The organism is Novosphingobium profundi, assembly GCF_018491765.1.
GTDB classification, from domain to species: Bacteria; Pseudomonadota; Alphaproteobacteria; order Sphingomonadales; family Sphingomonadaceae; genus Novosphingobium; species Novosphingobium profundi.
In genome coordinates this window covers 120,236-135,446 of sequence record NZ_JABWCU010000017.1, presented here as the reverse complement: position 1 = coordinate 135,446, position 15,211 = coordinate 120,236, and the positions used below count along the sequence as shown (strand labels likewise).

At 65.7% G+C, this 15,211-nt stretch carries 15 protein-coding genes; 12 read left to right on the top strand and 3 right to left on the bottom strand.

Annotated features, from left to right (window positions below):
* Positions 1-60 precede the first annotated feature (60 nt).
* From HT136_RS19510 to HT136_RS19490, 5 genes are all read left to right on the top strand, one after another.
* The gene (locus HT136_RS19510) at positions 61-534 is read left to right on the top strand and encodes a flagellar biosynthesis repressor FlbT (protein ID WP_214201501.1); all 474 of its coding nucleotides are present in this window, start codon (positions 61-63) and stop codon (positions 532-534) included.
* A gap of 12 nt (positions 535-546) precedes the next feature.
* Positions 547-1,896 (top strand): flagellar protein export ATPase FliI, encoded by a 1,350-nt coding sequence (gene fliI / locus HT136_RS19505; protein ID WP_214201500.1) that lies wholly within the window; start codon positions 547-549, stop codon positions 1,894-1,896.
* Complete coding sequence (locus HT136_RS19500; protein ID WP_214201499.1) at positions 1,896-2,339, top strand: hypothetical protein; 444 nt, start codon at positions 1,896-1,898, stop codon at positions 2,337-2,339. The genes fliI and HT136_RS19500 overlap by 1 nt, the downstream gene beginning before the upstream one ends.
* Positions 2,336-3,418, top strand: a complete 1,083-nt coding sequence (locus tag HT136_RS19495; RefSeq protein WP_246543927.1) for a peptidoglycan-binding protein — start codon at positions 2,336-2,338, stop codon at positions 3,416-3,418. Before HT136_RS19500 ends, HT136_RS19495 begins: the two co-directional genes overlap by 4 nt.
* Positions 3,419-3,599: 181 nt before the next feature.
* Positions 3,600-4,511, top strand: a complete 912-nt coding sequence (locus HT136_RS19490; RefSeq protein WP_214201498.1) for a sigma-70 family RNA polymerase sigma factor — start codon at positions 3,600-3,602, stop codon at positions 4,509-4,511.
* Between the two features lie 461 nt (positions 4,512-4,972).
* Here the strand turns inward: HT136_RS19490 and HT136_RS19485 are convergent, their stop codons facing one another.
* The 3 genes from HT136_RS19485 to flaF all read right to left on the bottom strand — a co-directional run bounded on the left by HT136_RS19485 (position 4,973) and on the right by flaF (position 8,845).
* Positions 4,973-5,590, bottom strand: coding sequence for a response regulator transcription factor (locus HT136_RS19485; protein ID WP_214201497.1), 618 nt, complete (start codon positions 5,588-5,590; stop codon positions 4,973-4,975).
* Positions 5,587-8,070, bottom strand: a complete 2,484-nt coding sequence (locus tag HT136_RS19480) for a PAS domain S-box protein (RefSeq protein ID WP_214201496.1) — start codon at positions 8,068-8,070, stop codon at positions 5,587-5,589. Before HT136_RS19480 ends, HT136_RS19485 begins: the two co-directional genes overlap by 4 nt.
* 361 nt (positions 8,071-8,431) lie before the next feature.
* Positions 8,432-8,845, bottom strand: coding sequence for a flagellar biosynthesis regulator FlaF (gene flaF, locus HT136_RS19475; protein WP_214201495.1), 414 nt, complete (start codon positions 8,843-8,845; stop codon positions 8,432-8,434).
* A gap of 211 nt (positions 8,846-9,056) precedes the next feature.
* Between flaF and motA the strand changes: the two genes are divergently transcribed.
* From motA to HT136_RS19440, 7 genes are read left to right on the top strand one after another with little or no spacing between them, the layout of a single operon-like run.
* Positions 9,057-9,941 (top strand): flagellar motor stator protein MotA, encoded by an 885-nt coding sequence (motA, locus tag HT136_RS19470; RefSeq protein WP_214201494.1) that lies wholly within the window; start codon positions 9,057-9,059, stop codon positions 9,939-9,941.
* Entirely contained in the window at positions 9,925-10,242 is a 318-nt protein-coding gene (locus HT136_RS19465; RefSeq protein WP_214201493.1) for an STAS domain-containing protein, read from the top strand. Before motA ends, HT136_RS19465 begins: the two co-directional genes overlap by 17 nt.
* Entirely contained in the window at positions 10,239-10,604 is a 366-nt protein-coding gene (locus HT136_RS19460) for a response regulator (protein WP_214201492.1), read from the top strand. The genes HT136_RS19465 and HT136_RS19460 overlap by 4 nt, the downstream gene beginning before the upstream one ends.
* Positions 10,601-12,790 carry a chemotaxis protein CheA gene (locus HT136_RS19455; RefSeq protein ID WP_214201491.1) on the top strand — a complete coding sequence of 730 codons (2,190 nt, stop codon included), beginning with the start codon at positions 10,601-10,603 and terminating at the stop codon, positions 12,788-12,790. Before HT136_RS19460 ends, HT136_RS19455 begins: the two co-directional genes overlap by 4 nt.
* Complete coding sequence (locus HT136_RS19450) at positions 12,787-13,284, top strand: chemotaxis protein CheW (RefSeq protein ID WP_214201490.1); 498 nt, start codon at positions 12,787-12,789, stop codon at positions 13,282-13,284. The genes HT136_RS19455 and HT136_RS19450 overlap by 4 nt, the downstream gene beginning before the upstream one ends.
* A complete protein-coding gene (locus HT136_RS19445; protein WP_343222249.1) occupies positions 13,281-14,177 on the top strand; it encodes a CheR family methyltransferase in 897 nt (298 codons plus the stop codon). The genes HT136_RS19450 and HT136_RS19445 overlap by 4 nt, the downstream gene beginning before the upstream one ends.
* On the top strand, positions 14,174-15,211 hold the full coding sequence (locus HT136_RS19440; RefSeq protein ID WP_214201489.1) for a protein-glutamate methylesterase/protein-glutamine glutaminase: 1,038 nt from the start codon (positions 14,174-14,176) through the stop codon (positions 15,209-15,211). Before HT136_RS19445 ends, HT136_RS19440 begins: the two co-directional genes overlap by 4 nt.

The following is a 15,211-nucleotide window of genomic DNA, read 5'->3' as shown; positions in this document are numbered from 1 at the left end:
GTCGACCGGCTTGCTCGCTTGCCATCCTATATTTTCAGGGACGGCAGTAGGAGAGCCACCATGACATTACGAATTTCGCTTCGAGACGCTGAACCCGTGATCGTGAACGGCGCTGTCCTGCGTGCCCGTGGGCGCACCGAACTGCAGCTGGAGAACGATGCGACCATCTTGCGCGGGCGCGACGTGATGAAGCCGGACGAGGCGGTGACCCCGGCCAAGCGGCTCTATTTCGCCTGCATGATGGCCTACATCGACCCGCGCAATCTTGAGATACATCGCGCCGATGTCCTGAGTGGCCTGGAAACGCTGCTCGGCGCGCTCGAAGTGCGCGAGGCGAAGGCGGCTTGCGTCAGCTTCGCGCAGAAGGTCGCGGTGGGCAATTTCTACGCAGGCCTCGCCGATTGCCGCTGGCTGATCGCCTACGAGGCCGACGCCATGGCGCGTGTCGAGGACCTGGCGGTCGCGGCGGGAGCATCGCTTGCTGAGGACGGCATTGTCCCCGGCGCAGCGACCAGCGCCGCTCCGTTGGCCTGACGGGATCGGCGCATGGCAAGTCTCGCCGCCGCCGCGGCCGGTCTTCGCGAACTCGTACCCGACCAGCGCTACGGGCGTGTGGTGGCGGTGCGCGGCGCGTTGATCGAGGTCGAAGGGCTTTCGGGAGTCGCGCAGATCGGCTCGCGCGTGAACGTGGCGACCCCGGTCGGGCCGCTCGAGGCCGAAGTGACCGGTCTCGATCGCGGCATCGCGCATTGTCTTCCTTTCAGCGAGCCCCAGGGCATCGCGACCGGCGCGCGCGCGCAGTTGCGCGCCAGTCAGTTCGCGCTGCGCCCTTCGGGGGGATGGCTCGGGCGCATGGTCGACGGCCTCGGACGCCCGATCGACGGGCTCGGGCCGCTTGAGCAGGGCGAAGTCCTGCGCCGGATCAAGGCTCTGCCGCCGCCAGCCTCGGCCCGCGCACGGGTGGGCAAGCGGCTTTCGACGGGGGTGCGCGCACTCGACATCTTCGCGCCGCTGTGCCGGGGCCAGAGGCTGGGCCTTTTCGCCGGCTCGGGCGTGGGCAAGTCGGTGCTGCTCTCGATGCTTGCGCGTTGGACCGATTGTGACGTGGCGGTGATCGGACTGATCGGCGAGCGTGGCCGCGAAGTGCAGGAGTTCGTGCAGGATGACCTGGGCGAAGAAGGCCTGGCGCGCAGTGTCGTGGTCGTCGCGACTTCGGACGAGCCCGCGCTGATGCGCCGCCAGGCGGCCTGGACCACGCTGGCCGTCGCCGAGCACTTTCGCGACCAGGGGCTCAACGTGCTGTGCCTGATGGACTCGGTCACGCGCTTTGCGATGGCGCAGCGTGAGATCGGCCTCGCCAGTGGCGAGCCCCCCGCGACCAAGGGGTATACGCCCACGGTCTTCGCCGAGCTGCCGCGCCTGCTCGAAAGAGCCGGGCCGGGCCTTCCGGGGCAGGGATCCATCACCGGGCTTTTCACCGTCCTCGTCGACGGCGATGATCACAACGAGCCGGTCGCCGATGCCGTGCGCGGCATTCTTGACGGGCACGTCGTCATTACCCGCCAGATCGCCGAGCGCGGCCGCTATCCCGCCATCGATGTCCTGAAGTCGGTATCGCGAACTCTGCCGCACGCGCTCGAGGAGGACGAGAACCGCCTTCGGCTCCAGGCCCGGCGCGAGTTGTCGACCTTTCGCGACATGGAGGAAATGGTGCGTCTGGGCGCCTATCGCATGGGCACCAGCCCCGACGTCGACCGCGCGGTCGCACTGGCACCGCAGATCGAGGAATTGCTGCGCCAGGGGCGCAAGGATCGCGGCTTCGCGCACGAGAGTTTCGCGGCGCTCAAGCTGCTGCTCGACGGGCCTGCGCCGCACGAACACGGAGTTCTCCAATAATGAAGACGCCCTACGACGCGGCGTTGCGCCTGCGCCAGCGCGAGATTGACGCCGTGAGCGAGCGTATCGCGCGCGCCACCGGCGATCTCGACCGGATCGAGACCGAGAGCCGCGCGCTCGACGCGGCAATGCGCCGCGAGGCCGCGCTGGCGGGCGGCGAACATCGCCTGGCCCTGGCCTCGAATGCGTATTTCGCGCGCAAGCGTCGCGAGCGGGTGCTGCTGGGGGAGCAGGCCGTGCATACCCATCGCTTGCTCGACAGCTTGCGCGAGGAAGCCGTCGAGGCGCTCGGTTCGCTGCGTGCGATCGAGGGGGCGGCTACGGAGTTTCGTACCGAGGCCGAACGCGAGATCGCGCGCGGCGAGCAGGGTGAAGCGGACGACCGGGCCGCGCTCGACTTCATGACGGCACGCCGGCAGTCGATCGCGAGGCGCGCGCAATGAGCGGCGCATCGCCCCTGTCGGCCGGTGCATCAGGTGCGAGCGGCGCCATGACGCCTGCGCAGCGCGCCCACGTGATCTACACCGAGGCCCGCGCCCAGATGTCCGAACGGCTCTGGCGAGCGGCGCTGGGGGGCGGCGACGAGAGCGAGACGGGAAAGCCGGGTGACCCCTTCGGTCGGCCCAAGGGGCTCGACAGCCTGCTGAACCTCCTGCAGGACGGCAAGGGCGCGCCGGCGTCCGCCGATCCGCGGGCCGATGCCTTCTCGCGGCTGTTCGGAGCAAGTCCCGCATTGCCGGTTCTGGACCAGGCCCGAATGGGGTGCGCTTCGGGCCTCGGCCCGGAGTGGTCGCAGAGCTCGGGCGGCGGCGGACGCGGCACGGCGAATTCCGACGCGCAGGAAGGATCGGCGGACCAAGGCGGGCAGGGCGATGTCGAACTGCAGGGCGGCCCGAACGCCCGATATGCGCCGATGTTGCGCGAGGCCGCGTCGCGCACGGGCCTTCCGGCGGCGGCACTTGCGACCATCGTGCATGCCGAGGCGGCGCGCGGGTCCGACGGGCGTTGGCTCGCCTATTCGCGCAACCCGCGTTCGAGCGCGGCCGGCCTTGGGCAGTTCCTCAACGCGACCTGGATCAGTGAGGCCGAGCGTGCAGGGACCTGGCTCAATGCGCAGGCTCGCGAACGGGGCTGGCTCGACGCACGTGGCAGGGTCGAGCGCGGCGAGCGCGGGGCGTTGCTGGCGCTGCGCTACGATCCGCAGGCGTCGATCGAAACGACGGCGGATTTTGCGCGCGCCAACCTCGATGCGTTTCGCCGCGCTGGTATCCAGACCGGGGGCAGTGTCGAGGACGTCGCGCGCACGGCCTATCTTGGTCATCATCTCGGACGGGGCGATGCCATACGCTTCCTGACCGGCAACCTGAATCCCGAACGCGCCCGCAACCTGCTCGACGCGCAGATCGGATCGGTTGCGGCCGCGCGCCGGGTGGCCTTGGCCGGCAGCGCCGTCGTCGCGCATCGGGACTGGCTGATGGGCTATGTCGACCGCACCATCCAGCCTGCCCGTTTCGGCGCGTGAACTCGCCGGGAGCGCATGTAGCGGCGGTGATGCGCCAATGTTATGGAAATATTTCAATCCAATATATAGGAACGAAATATATTGCAGGAATTTACAGATTTTTAACCGGCATTGCGTAATTTGGCTCTGCAACATGGGAACGGAGCCAGGGGGCGAGTTTCTGATACTGTTGGGGGCAAATATGAGCAAAACTACCGCTTCTCTCGAGGCTGCCGTAGCCGCGATCAAAGCCAATGCGCCCGAGGAAGGGCAATGCCGTACCCGGCGTCAGGGAATAGAGGATGACCGCCTCTTTGCGGCTGTCCTTAAAATTCTCGCACCGCGTTTCCGCCACTTCATTCGACAGTACGGGCTCGTTTCCTATTGGGACGATGCCGAGCAGGCCTGTGCGATCGCCGTCCACCGTGCGATCCAGTCCTACGATCCGGAGAAGGCGAAGTTCACGACGTTCGTCAACTGGCAGATCCGCGGTGAGTTGCAGAGCCTGCGCTTCCGCGTGATGACCGACCAGCGCCCTTCGGCGCGCAAGGTCGAGGCCTCGACGGTCTCGCTCGACGCCCTGGCTTCGGGCGAAGACGGCGAAGCTATCTCCGCGGTCGCCTCGATCGAGGACGAGGATGCCCTCATGCGCACCGAATCCGGCGCCTCGGACTACCTCGCCCATTCGGCCATGCAGAACCTCACCGACGAATACATTCGCCACATGCGCGAAGTCGAGATGGAACGCATTGAACGCCGCAACCACGTGCGCGCGCGCGCCGAACGCAAGAAGCGGGGCAAGGTTGACGGGATGGTCACGCCCGCTGCACGTCGCCGTTCGGTCTGGCGCAACGAAAACCAGCTGATCGACGCCGACGAGATGGCAAACCTCGAAGCGCGTCTCGACTACAGCCGGCGTGTCATCGAACGTCGCCTCTTCAACATCTCCCTCGAGGACGACACTTCCGACGACGCGGAAATGATGCACGAGCGTTCGCGCCAGATCGCCAAGCGCGCGGCGCGTGCGATTTGCGAACTGACCGGTCAGGATCCTCGCTTCGAAATGATGGCCGAGTATTACCACGCGCGCGGTGAGCGCCGTACCACGCACTGATCGAAAGGCGGTGGGCCGCTGGCCCGTTGAACCTGGCCCATTGCAAGCTCAGGAACTCGCCTTGTTCCACCTGCGATGCGAAGTGCCCTCTCGAACGAGAGGGCACTTCGCGCAGTCCGTCGTTCTGAGGACGCTCGTGGCCATGCAAGGGAGCCGAACGGTCAATCTCCGTCCGGCCAAGGCATCTGCGCAACCTCGCAACGCGCGGCCAGGCGCGCACGTGAATATCGGTTGCGCCCACCGCAGCACGGCCGCGATCCGCTGTCGTCACGGCGAACCTTGCGCGCACTACGAGGTCGCCACCAGGGCAAGGCGCTGGGATGGCGGTAGCTTCCTATTTCAGCAGGCCTGGGGCGATCCGTGCCGGATTGCGCTGTCGGCGAGGGGCGATCCCTTGCGCGTGGCCCTGAATGATGGGGAGCCGGACGGATCGCCACGTGATCGCGGCATCCGCAGGCACGTCAACTGACGATCATCCCTCCGGCGAAGGCGATGCGTAGCGCTTCCTGAAGATTGCGGGCACCCAGTTTCTCCATCATCTTCGCGCGGTGCACCTCGACCGTGCGCGGGCTGATGTTCAGGCGATGGGCGATGCCCTTGTTTCCCTGCCCGTCGATGAGCGCGTTGAGCACTTCGCGCTCGCGCTGGGACAGCGTTTTCAGCAGCGATCCGGCCTTGTCCTTCGCGCGCAGCACCGACCCCGTGGTTTCGAGATGTTCGAACGCGCGGTCAAGGACGGGGGCGAGGTTCTGGAATTGCCGGTCCTTCGTGATGAAATCGAAGGCCCCCATCTTCATGGCGGTGACCGCGTCGGCGATCTCGCCGCGGCCCGACATCATGACTGGGACGAATTGACCGGGCATGCCTTGCGTGAAGCGCAGGACGTCAAGTCCACTGGTCACCGGCATGCACAAGTCGAGCAGCAGGCAGCCCGGTTCGAGCGAGCCGGCCTTTGAAATGAAGTCCTCGCCGCTGCCGAATTCGACGATGCTGCACGCATGGAGCAGGGGGATGAGGGCCTCGAGCGAGGCGCGGATCGCTTTGTCGTCATCGACGACGTAGACAAGTCTCTCGCTCATGCCGCGTTCTCTCTAATTTTGCAGCTTTCCGACGATCGGCTGGTGCGCAAGGTGAACTCGACGCGTGCACCGCTTCCGGGAAGATTGGTGAGCGTCATAGCCCCGCCATGCGCCGCGATGACGCGCCGGCAGTAGGACAATCCCAGCCCCATACCGCTTTCCTTTTCGGTACGGAAGGGTTCGATCGGATTCGTGACGTAGCCCGGGGGAAAGCCGGGGCCATTGTCCTCCACCCGGACGCGCACGAAGCCTCCGCAGGGTGGGAAGGTGGAAATGGTTATGCAGTGGCGGGAATTGGGGCCCGAGTGCCGCGCCTGGATGGCGTTTGTCACAAGATTGACGATGACCTGCCCGATCTGTGTCGGATCGGCCTCGACGCGCGTCTGCGGCCCCGCTGCGAGCTGGAAATCGAGGCTGGAGATGTTCGGGCGGGGCGCGAGGCGCACAAGATCGTCGATGGCGATGGCCTCGAAGGTGAACTCGCCCCCGGTGATGAACTGGCGGATGCCCTGGACGATGTCGCTGGCGCGCAGCACCTCGCGATGGGTCAGTTCGGCCAGTTCGTGGATCGAGCCGGGAAGCCCGTCCCGTTCGGCAAGCAGCTTGATCGCGCTCAGGAAATTCGCCGACGCGCTGAGCGGCTGGTTGAGTTCGTGGGCGAGCATGGCGCTCAATTCTCCCAGCTCGCTGGCGCGCGAGACGCGTTCGAACTGCTCGCGCAATTGGCCGATCCTGGCTTGCGCGGCGAGCCGTTCGCGCAAGTTGCGGATGAAGACAATGGAAATCTTCTCATGGCCGATCTCTGCCGTTCCGACCGAGAGTTCGACGGGCAGCTCCTGGCCCGCGCGGTCGCGCGCGCGCGTGGCGCGGCGCGGCGCGGCAAGGCCCTTGGCCGTTCCCGTTCCCGTTCCCGTTCCCGTGCCTGGGCTGCGCGCGGCGTCCCGGCCATAATCGGGCAGGATGAGGCGGATGTCCTTGCCCACCACTTCGGCCGCCGGATAGCCGAACAGGCGTTCGGCCGTGCCCGAGAAGCTGCGCACATGGCCACGCGCGTCCATCGTGATGAAAGCTTCGGGAACGGTATCCGCGATGGTGCGCAGTTCGGCCTCGCGGGCGCGCAATTGCTGGAAACTGCGCTGTCGGTCGGTGGTGTCCTTGATGATGATCGTGGCGTGAAGGTCGCCGTTTGCCCGCGATCCGCGCACGAGTGTGGTTCCCGCGAGCGTCCGATAGGGAAACGAAGGGCTGCTCTCGAGCACGAAATCATGCTGGCCATCCACCCAATTGTCGCAATGGGGCAACGTGAAACCCGTGCGCCGCTCGAGTTCGTCGCGCAAGTGCGCCATGCCCTCGAGGACCTTGGGGATCGGTGATCCGAAGATCTGTTCGATCGGGCCATGGAGCGAGAGACTGTCGCTCTCCGCGAACCATTCGATGATGCCGAAGCGGACAGGAGGCCCGCCGGGTTCGAGACTGAATCCGGGGTTCGGCCGTTCGATGCGGGCGCTCTGTGCGGCACTGATGTCGGTCATCGTGAGCAGCGCAACGGGCGATTGCGAATTGCCGCGATAGAGCAGTTGCGAATGTTCGCGAATGTGCATCGCGTAGCCGTCATGATGGAATTCAGTAAGCTCGGTTTCGACGATTTCGCCTTGCTGGATGCGGCGGCAGACATCGTCCAACTCGCCCTTCGCGCCCGTCAGTTCGCGCTTCTTGCGTCCAATCGCCGCGCTGGCCGGGATTCCGTAGAGAGCTTCGCACCCGGTAGACCAGTATTGGATACGGCCTTCGATATCGGTGATCGTGACGGCCAAGGTCTCGAGCACGCTGTTGGTCGCCAGGCTGAACTGACGTGCCGGGTGGATGTGAAGGTAATGCCAGGCCAGCGCGCAGGCCAGCGCGGTGAAAAAGACGGAAAGGTAAAGTACGGGCAGGGGCAGAAGTCTCGGTTCGGGCACGAACCAGATCACGACGGCGCCCAGAACGCAGATCAGGCAGCTGCCCAAGGCCAGGATCGTCCTTGGCGTCGCGGCCGGGAACAGGATGAAGTCCTGCAAGGCGGGAATGACGGGGGTGCGACTGCCTGGCAGCAGGGCTACGACGCCGAGCAGGGCCAGCCCGCCGGCTGCCGCGAAACTTGGGGCGGGCCAGGCCAGGACTTCGACGTCCTCGAAGGGGTGCACTAATCCTTCGGCGAGCGTCGCCACGGCGACCAGGGTCACCGTTCCCGCCAGGGCAAGACCGGCGCGTTGCCAGATGCGGGGGCGGGCGTGGAGGAGGAGGGTCGCCAAGGCGAGTACGATCATTGCAGCTGCCGCAGATCGTCCGGCGGTGGCGATGCTGGGCAGGAGAGGCGTCCGGTCCAGCAGGGCCTGTTGCAGTTCGCCGGTCGAGACCGCGAAACGCGCGTCGACAAAGGCGAGCAGGCCGACGCCGAACACCAGCGCCATCGGCACGAGGTGATGGGTCCAGGCGTGCAAACCGCGTTGCCAGACCGCGCAACCCAAGAGGAGGCAGCCGGCAGCGATCAGGGGCGGGAACAACTGACCCGAAAGCGGAAGTGAAACCGACGCGAAAGTGCGAAGGGCGCAATCCAGCAAGGCGAGCATGCACAAGCTCTGGGCCGAGAGGATGGCGGCCGTCGCACCGGCCCTTTGCGTCTCTCCCGTAGAGCGCAAGCGCCTCGGGGAGGTCCAATCTGGAACAGAACGATTTCCGGATCGTCCCAGCATCTAGAGTGTGCGATCGGTCATGGTCTTTGTGTTATTCCTATATGGGGAGTGAACATCTTGTAAACCGATCCGCGAAATTGTTCAAACGATTGTTAACGCGCGATTAGGGTTATTCTGTGAGGGCCGGAGATACGGCTTCGGGACTGAAATGGTTGCCTTTCGTGAGGCTCGCGCCGTTTTCGCGTGACAGTCCATCGATGATCGCCCGATTGACCGAAATCAGGTCGTCGATCTTTTCCACACCTGCCATGACCTGTGAGGTGTGGCGGTCGACCCACAGGGCCAGCGAGATGATCCCGGCCCGCAAATCTCCAGGAAGCTGGTTTTCCGGGGAAGCACAAAGATTTCCGAATGTGTTCCAGGTGATCCGATTGCGGTGAAGGACGGGCATCAGGGCGCCGCCTTTGAGATTCTGGTCACGCGCGGCGATCATTTCGCCGGTGATCTGGCTCATCAGCCGGTATTCGTTGCTGCGCGGTGTGGCGGCTATTTCCTGCGCGCGGCGGTAGGCGTTAATCGACATGGAAGCTCCCCGGTAAAAGGTTTCGCCATCCTATTATAGATCGCGCTGCCGCAATCGGGCGGTGAGGGGGCATTTGTTGCGCGAAGACAGGTGCGGAGCCTCTCGTTGCCGTCTCGCCGAAAAAACTCGCGAGCCTCGCCCGAGGCCTCCGCGCTTCTTTCTATAAGCTCCTTTAGCGACGACATCGTTCCACTTGTTTCGGACAATTCCCATGCTCAACGCCATTGGTTTGGCCATTATCCTCGTTTGCGTCTTCGGCAGCTTCCTGATGTCGGGCGGCAAGATCGCGGTTGTCCTGCATGCGCTTCCGCATGAGATGATGGCGATTGCCGGCGCGGCGGTAGGCGCGTTCCTGGTCAGCAATTCGCTGGCCAACGCGAAGAAGACCTGGGTCGGGATCGTGCGCGTCTTCAAGGGCGGGCGGTGGACCTCGGCCGATTTTCGCGACCTGCTCTCGCTGCTCTACCAATTGCTCCTGACCTTTCGTCGGGAAGGCGGCAGCGGTATCGAGAAGCACATCGATGCGCCCGACGACAGTCCCATCTTCAAGCGCTTCCCCAAGCTGGTGCAGGACAAGGGGCTGATCGAATTCATCTGCGACTACTTGCGCATGATGACCGTGAACTTCGAGGATCCGCACCAGCTGGCCGAAGCCATGGAAGGCGACATCGAGCGCCACCACGCCGAGGAACTGCAGCCCCAGCACGCGCTGCAGGTGATGGCCGACGGCCTTCCGGCGCTGGGGATCGTGGCGGCCGTGCTTGGCGTGATCAAGACAATGAGCTCGATCGACCAGCCCACCGAAGTCCTGGGCGCGATGATCGGGGGGGCGCTCGTCGGCACCTTCCTGGGCGTTCTGCTCGCCTACTGCCTGGTCGGACCGATCGCGCAGAAGCTCCAGCAGATCATCGACTCCGACTTCAAGCCCTACCTCATCGTGAAGACGGCCATCGTTGGATACGCGCAGGAACAGCCCATCGAAGTCGTCATCGAACTGGCGCGGCGCATGACGCCCTCGCCCTATGCACCGACGTTTTCCGAACTCGAAATGGCCCTGGATGAAGTGAAGGAGCAACTCAATGCCAATCCAGCCTGATGCGGCGGTTGCCGAACCGTTGCTTTGCCTGCCCGCCATTGGATCCACCGCGACCGCGGAAGATCTGAGAGACAGCCTTCTCGCATCCGCCGGCCACGAGGATGGCTTCCGGATCGACGCCAGCGAGGTGGAGGCCATCGGCCAGGCCGTCCTGCAAATCCTTCTCGCCGCACGGGCCGATGCACAAGCATCGGGCGTGCCCTTTGAAATCCTGAATCCGAGCACGGCCTTTCTCGAGCGCGTCAACGCCTGTGGCTTGGCGTCGGCCCTGGGACTGCCTGAAGAGGAAATCCACCCGTGAGCAAACTGATCCTGACCGTCGACGATTCCGCGACAATTCGAATGCTTCTCAAGACTGCGCTGAGTGCCCAGGGATTCCGGATCGAGTCCGCCAATGATGGCGCGCACGGCCTCGAGCGCATGCGCGAGGTCAAGCCCGACCTGCTGATCACCGACATCAACATGCCCAAGATGGACGGCTTCGAGCTGATCGAGGCCTTGCGCGGCGAGGCCGAATTCAAGGCAACGCCGATCCTGGTCCTGTCGACCGAATTCTCCGATGAGAAGAAGGCCCGCGCGCGCGAGGCCGGTGCGACCGGCTGGATCACCAAGCCGTTCGACGCCGACAAGCTGGGGGCGGCCATCCGCCGCGTGTGCCCATGAGCGACGAATTCGACGAAATCCAGGGCATCTTCTTCGAAGAGTGCTCCGAAGGATTGGCGGTGGCCGAGGAAGGCCTGTCGGCGATGGCCAGCGGCGACGTTTCGCCCGACGTCATTGCGGGCGTGTTCCGTGCGGTTCACTCGATCAAGGGTGGCTCGGGGGCTTTCGGGCACAACGCGCTGCTCGGCTTTTCGCATCGCTTCGAGAACGTTCTCGACGGTGTCCGGGCAGGGCGCATCGAGCCCACCGACGACATCTGCCAGGTGCTGCTCAACGCCTTCGACATCCTTTCGGACCACGTCGCGGCGGCACAGAGCGGTTCCGAACCGCCGGCCGATGACGACATGCTGCACCGCCTCGACATGATCCTCGAGGGGCCCTCGGCAGGCGCCGCGCCGGCACCGGCCGCACCCGCACCGGCTCCCGAGCCTGCGAGCGATGAATTCGGCTTCGTGCCCGTTGCCGCGCAAGTCGAGGATTTCGACCCGTTCGGCTTTGAGCCGGTCGCCGTTGCAATCGATGATCTTGTTCCGGCTCCCGAGCCCGCGGGCTGGATGGTCCGCTTCGCACCCTCGCGCGGCGCGATGGCCAATGGCAGCGAACCGCTGCTGGTCGTGCGCGAGCTCGAATCGATGGGGGCCCGGATCACCGGCGTCGATCGCGAAAAGCTGCCTTCCCTGGCCGAACTCGACCCCGAGGAAAGCTACCTGGTCTGGGATCTCGCACTTCCCGCGAGTGTCGAGGAACAGGACATTCGCGACTGCTTCGACTTCGTAGCGCCCGATTCCAAGGTCGACATCGAGAAGGAAGAGGCGGTCGTCGTGCCCAGCGCCGACGTGCTGCCCTTCGACCTGCCGACGCTCGGCGCGGCCGAGCCGGTGGCGCTCGAGACCATCGCGGCACCTGCCGAGGCATCGCCGACGGTCGTGGCGCTCGATCTGCCCAAAGGCAGCGAGGCGGCCAAGCCCGCGGCCAAGGCCAAGGCGCAGGGCGGCGGTGAGAGCGGGCAGACGATCCGCGTCGATCTGAGCAAGCTCGACCAGCTGCTCAACCTCGTCGGCGAGCTCGTCATCCGCGGCTCGATCCTCTCCGATCGCCTCTCGCCTGCCGACCAGGAACGTGTCGAACTGCCCGAGCTCTCGCGCCTGACGCGCCAGATCCAGGACAACGTCATGTCGCTGCGCGCGCAGCCGATCCGCCAGGCCTTCTCGCGCGTGCCCCGCATGCTGCGCGACCTCATGGCCGAGACGGGCAAGAAGGTGATCCTCGAGACCACCGGCGAGACCACCGAAGTCGACAAGGGCGTGATCGAGAAGATCGGCGATCCCTTGACGCACATGATCCGCAACGCGGTCGACCACGGCATCGAAAGCGCCGAGGAACGTCTCGCCGCGGGCAAGCCCGAGGAAGGCACGATCTACCTCTCGGCCGAGCAGAAGGGCGCGCGCATCATCGTGCGCATCCGCGACGACGGGCGCGGCATCAACCGGGCGCGCGTGCTGGCCAAGGCGGTCGAGCGCGGCATCGTCCCGGCCGAGGCCTCGCTCAGCGACGAGGAAATCGACGCGCTGATCTGCGCGCCGGGCTTCTCGACCGCCGAGACGATTTCGAACATCTCGGGTCGCGGCGTGGGCATGGACGTGGTCCGCTCCAACGTCGAAGCCCTGGGCGGTCGTCTCGAGATCACATCGGTTCCCGGCGAAGGCACGACCTTCACGATGGCCCTGCCGCTCACGCTGGCGATCCTCGACGGCATGATCGTGCGCCTGGCCGAGCAGCGCTTCGTGCTGCCGCTGACGAACGTCATCGAGACCGTCCAGCCCGAACCCGGCCAGGTCCAGGCGACCTCGCCGAGCACCGAGGTCATCGAGCTTCGCGGCAAGTACCTGCCGGTGCGCCGCGTGGGCGAGATGTTCGGGATGGGCTCGAGCCGCCCGCCCGAGGAATCGCTCGTCATCATCGTCGAGAACGAATCCTCCGGCCATGTCGGCCTGATGGTCGACACGATCGATAACCGCCGCGAGGTCGTGATCAAGAGCCTCGAGGACAACCTCCACCCGATCCGCGGGCTGGGTGGCGCCACCATCCTGGGTGACGGCGCGATTGCCCTCATCCTCGATATCGATGCCCTGGTCAGCGCGAACGGCGTTGGCGGAAAGTATGCAGTGAAAGGAATGGCAGCATGAGCACGGAAGAGGGCGCCAAGGCGATTGCCGAGCGCAAGATTGTCACGTTCACCCTGAGGAAGCAGCTTTTCGGCATCGAGATGAGCTCGCTGCTCGAGATCCGCGAGTGGGAAGATCCCACGCCGCTCCCCAGCGTCCCCAGCTTCGTCAAGGGCGTCGCCAACTTGCGCGGCTCGGTCATCCCCATCGTCGGCCTGTCCGAGCGCCTGGGCTGGGAGCCGAGCGAGCTGCACTCGCGCTCGTGCGTGCTGGTTGTCGCGATCGGCAGCCGCCATGCTGGGTTCCTGGTCGACGAGGTGGTCGACATCGTCTCGATCAATCCCGACGAGATCCAGCCCGCGCCCGACGCCGAGGTCAATGACGCCAGCGCGATCGCCGGGCTCGTCAAGATCGAGCGGCGCACCACCGAGGCCGGACAGGACGAGGCGATGTGCCTGCTGCTCGAGCTCGACGCGCTCGGTCTGGCACGCCAGCTTCCGGAGCTCGTCGCGTGAAACAGGCCCACGCGGAACAGGCGGTGGGTGCGGCTGGTGGCGGTGCCCTTTCCGGCCAGGCCGAGCTGCATCCCAACCATTTCCGCGAAATCGCGGCGATCATGCAGTCGGATGCCCGCATCCACCTGAGCGAAGCGAAGATGACCCTCGTCCACTCCCGCCTCAACCGGCGGTTGCGCGACAAGGGCCTGACCTCCTTCACCGACTATCTTGCCCTGGTGAAGCGCGACCCCGTCGAGCGCCGCTCGATGGTGGTGGCGCTCACCACCAACCACACGCACTTCTTCCGCGAAGCGCACCATTTCGACCACTTGCGCTCACATGTCGCGCCCGAATTGCGCGACAAGGTGCGGCGCGGCGAGAAGGTGCGCATCTGGTCGGCCGGGTGCTCGTCGGGTGAGGAAGTGTACACGATCGCGATGACGCTGGCGGGCCAGAGCCGTCCGACGGCCTCGTGGCTCAGCCAGGGCGACATCCGCCTCCTCGCCACCGACATCGCCCCGCACGTGGTCGATGCCGTGGCCCAGGGTATCTACGCGGATGCGACCTGCGCTTCGATCCCCGAGGGCTATCGCAAGATCTGGACGATGCCGGTGGGCAGCGAACAGCGGGTCGTCACCGATCTCCTGCGCAAGCTGGTGACGCCGCGCGTGCTCAACCTCTTCGACGCCTGGCCGATGCGCCAGAAGTACGATGCCATCTTCTGCCGGAACGTGATGATCTATTTCAACGACGAAGCGAAAGCCGAACTGGAAGAGCGTCTCGTGGACATGCTGGTCCCCGGCGGCTTCCTCTACATCGGCCATTCCGAACGCCTGATCGGCCCGGTCACCCGGCGCATGAAGGCGGTCGGCCAGACGATCTACCAGCACACCGGGGAGGGCCGGGCATGACCGAGCGTACCGCAAGGGTCGTCATCGTCGACGACAGCGCGGCGATGCGCGCGCTGCTCAACAAATTGCTGAGCCAGGACCCCGAGATCGAGGTCGTGGGCATGGCGCCCGAACCGCACGCCGCGCGCGAGATGATCAAGGCGCTCAATCCCGATGTCGTCACGCTCGACGTGGAGATGCCCGGGATGGACGGCCTCTCGTTTCTCGAGCGGATCATGCGTCTTCGCCCGATGCCCGTGGTCATGTGCTCGACACTGACCGCGCGGGGGGCGGAGGCCACCATCGAGGCGCTGCGCCTGGGCGCGGTGGACTGCATTGCCAAGCCTTCGGGCAACCCGCTGGAGATCGCCCAGGACGGTGCGCTCCTGCGCAAGAAGGTCAAGATGGCCGCGCGCTCTTCGGTGCGCGCGACCACGAGCCGCCCGCAACCGGTGGTGCAGCGCGTCGAGAAGCCTTCGGGTCCGATGCGCGACATGATCATCGCGGTCGGTGCGTCGACCGGAGGTGTCGAGGCGCTGTTCTCGCTGATCGGCGGGCTGCCCGCGAACTGCCCTCCGGTGCTGGTCGTCCAGCACATGCCGGCGGTGTTCACGACGGGCTTCGCGGCCCGTCTCGACCGCGAGACCGGGGTCCGGGTGGTCGAGGCCGAGGACGGGATGAACCTGGCCCCCGGCACCGTCTACATCGCGCCGGGCGGCGAACGGCACATGAAGCTGACCGGGGCGAGCGGGAACACCATCCGGCTCGTGGCCGCCGATCCCGTGAGCGGGCACCGGCCTTCGGTCGACGTGCTGTTCTCCTCGGTGGCGGCTCTGGGGTCGCGCGCGATCGGTGTCATCCTCACCGGGATGGGTTCGGACGGCGCGGCGGGCCTCAAGGAGATGCGCGATGCGGGTGCCCTGACGTTCGGCCAGACCAAGGAGACTTGCGTGGTCTACGGCATGCCGCGAGCGGCCTTCGAACTCGGCGCGGTCGAGAAAGAGATCAATTTGTCCGCCATGCCCGAGGCTATCCTCGCGGCATGCCGGCGGTAA

Coding starts and splice junctions, on each gene's coding strand:
- HT136_RS19510 (WP_214201501.1), top strand. CDS start 61: ATGACATTACGAATTTCGCTTCGAGACGCTGAACCCGTGATCGTGAAC.
- fliI (WP_214201500.1), top strand. CDS start 547: ATGGCAAGTCTCGCCGCCGCCGCGGCCGGTCTTCGCGAACTCGTACCC.
- HT136_RS19500 (WP_214201499.1), top strand. CDS start 1,896: ATGAAGACGCCCTACGACGCGGCGTTGCGCCTGCGCCAGCGCGAGATT.
- HT136_RS19495 (WP_246543927.1), top strand. CDS start 2,336: ATGAGCGGCGCATCGCCCCTGTCGGCCGGTGCATCAGGTGCGAGCGGC.
- HT136_RS19490 (WP_214201498.1), top strand. CDS start 3,600: ATGAGCAAAACTACCGCTTCTCTCGAGGCTGCCGTAGCCGCGATCAAA.
- HT136_RS19485 (WP_214201497.1), bottom strand. CDS start 5,590: ATGAGCGAGAGACTTGTCTACGTCGTCGATGACGACAAAGCGATCCGC.
- flaF (WP_214201495.1), bottom strand. CDS start 8,845: ATGTCGATTAACGCCTACCGCCGCGCGCAGGAAATAGCCGCCACACCG.
- motA (WP_214201494.1), top strand. CDS start 9,057: ATGCTCAACGCCATTGGTTTGGCCATTATCCTCGTTTGCGTCTTCGGC.
- HT136_RS19465 (WP_214201493.1), top strand. CDS start 9,925: ATGCCAATCCAGCCTGATGCGGCGGTTGCCGAACCGTTGCTTTGCCTG.
- HT136_RS19455 (WP_214201491.1), top strand. CDS start 10,601: ATGAGCGACGAATTCGACGAAATCCAGGGCATCTTCTTCGAAGAGTGC.
- HT136_RS19450 (WP_214201490.1), top strand. CDS start 12,787: ATGAGCACGGAAGAGGGCGCCAAGGCGATTGCCGAGCGCAAGATTGTC.
- HT136_RS19440 (WP_214201489.1), top strand. CDS start 14,174: ATGACCGAGCGTACCGCAAGGGTCGTCATCGTCGACGACAGCGCGGCG.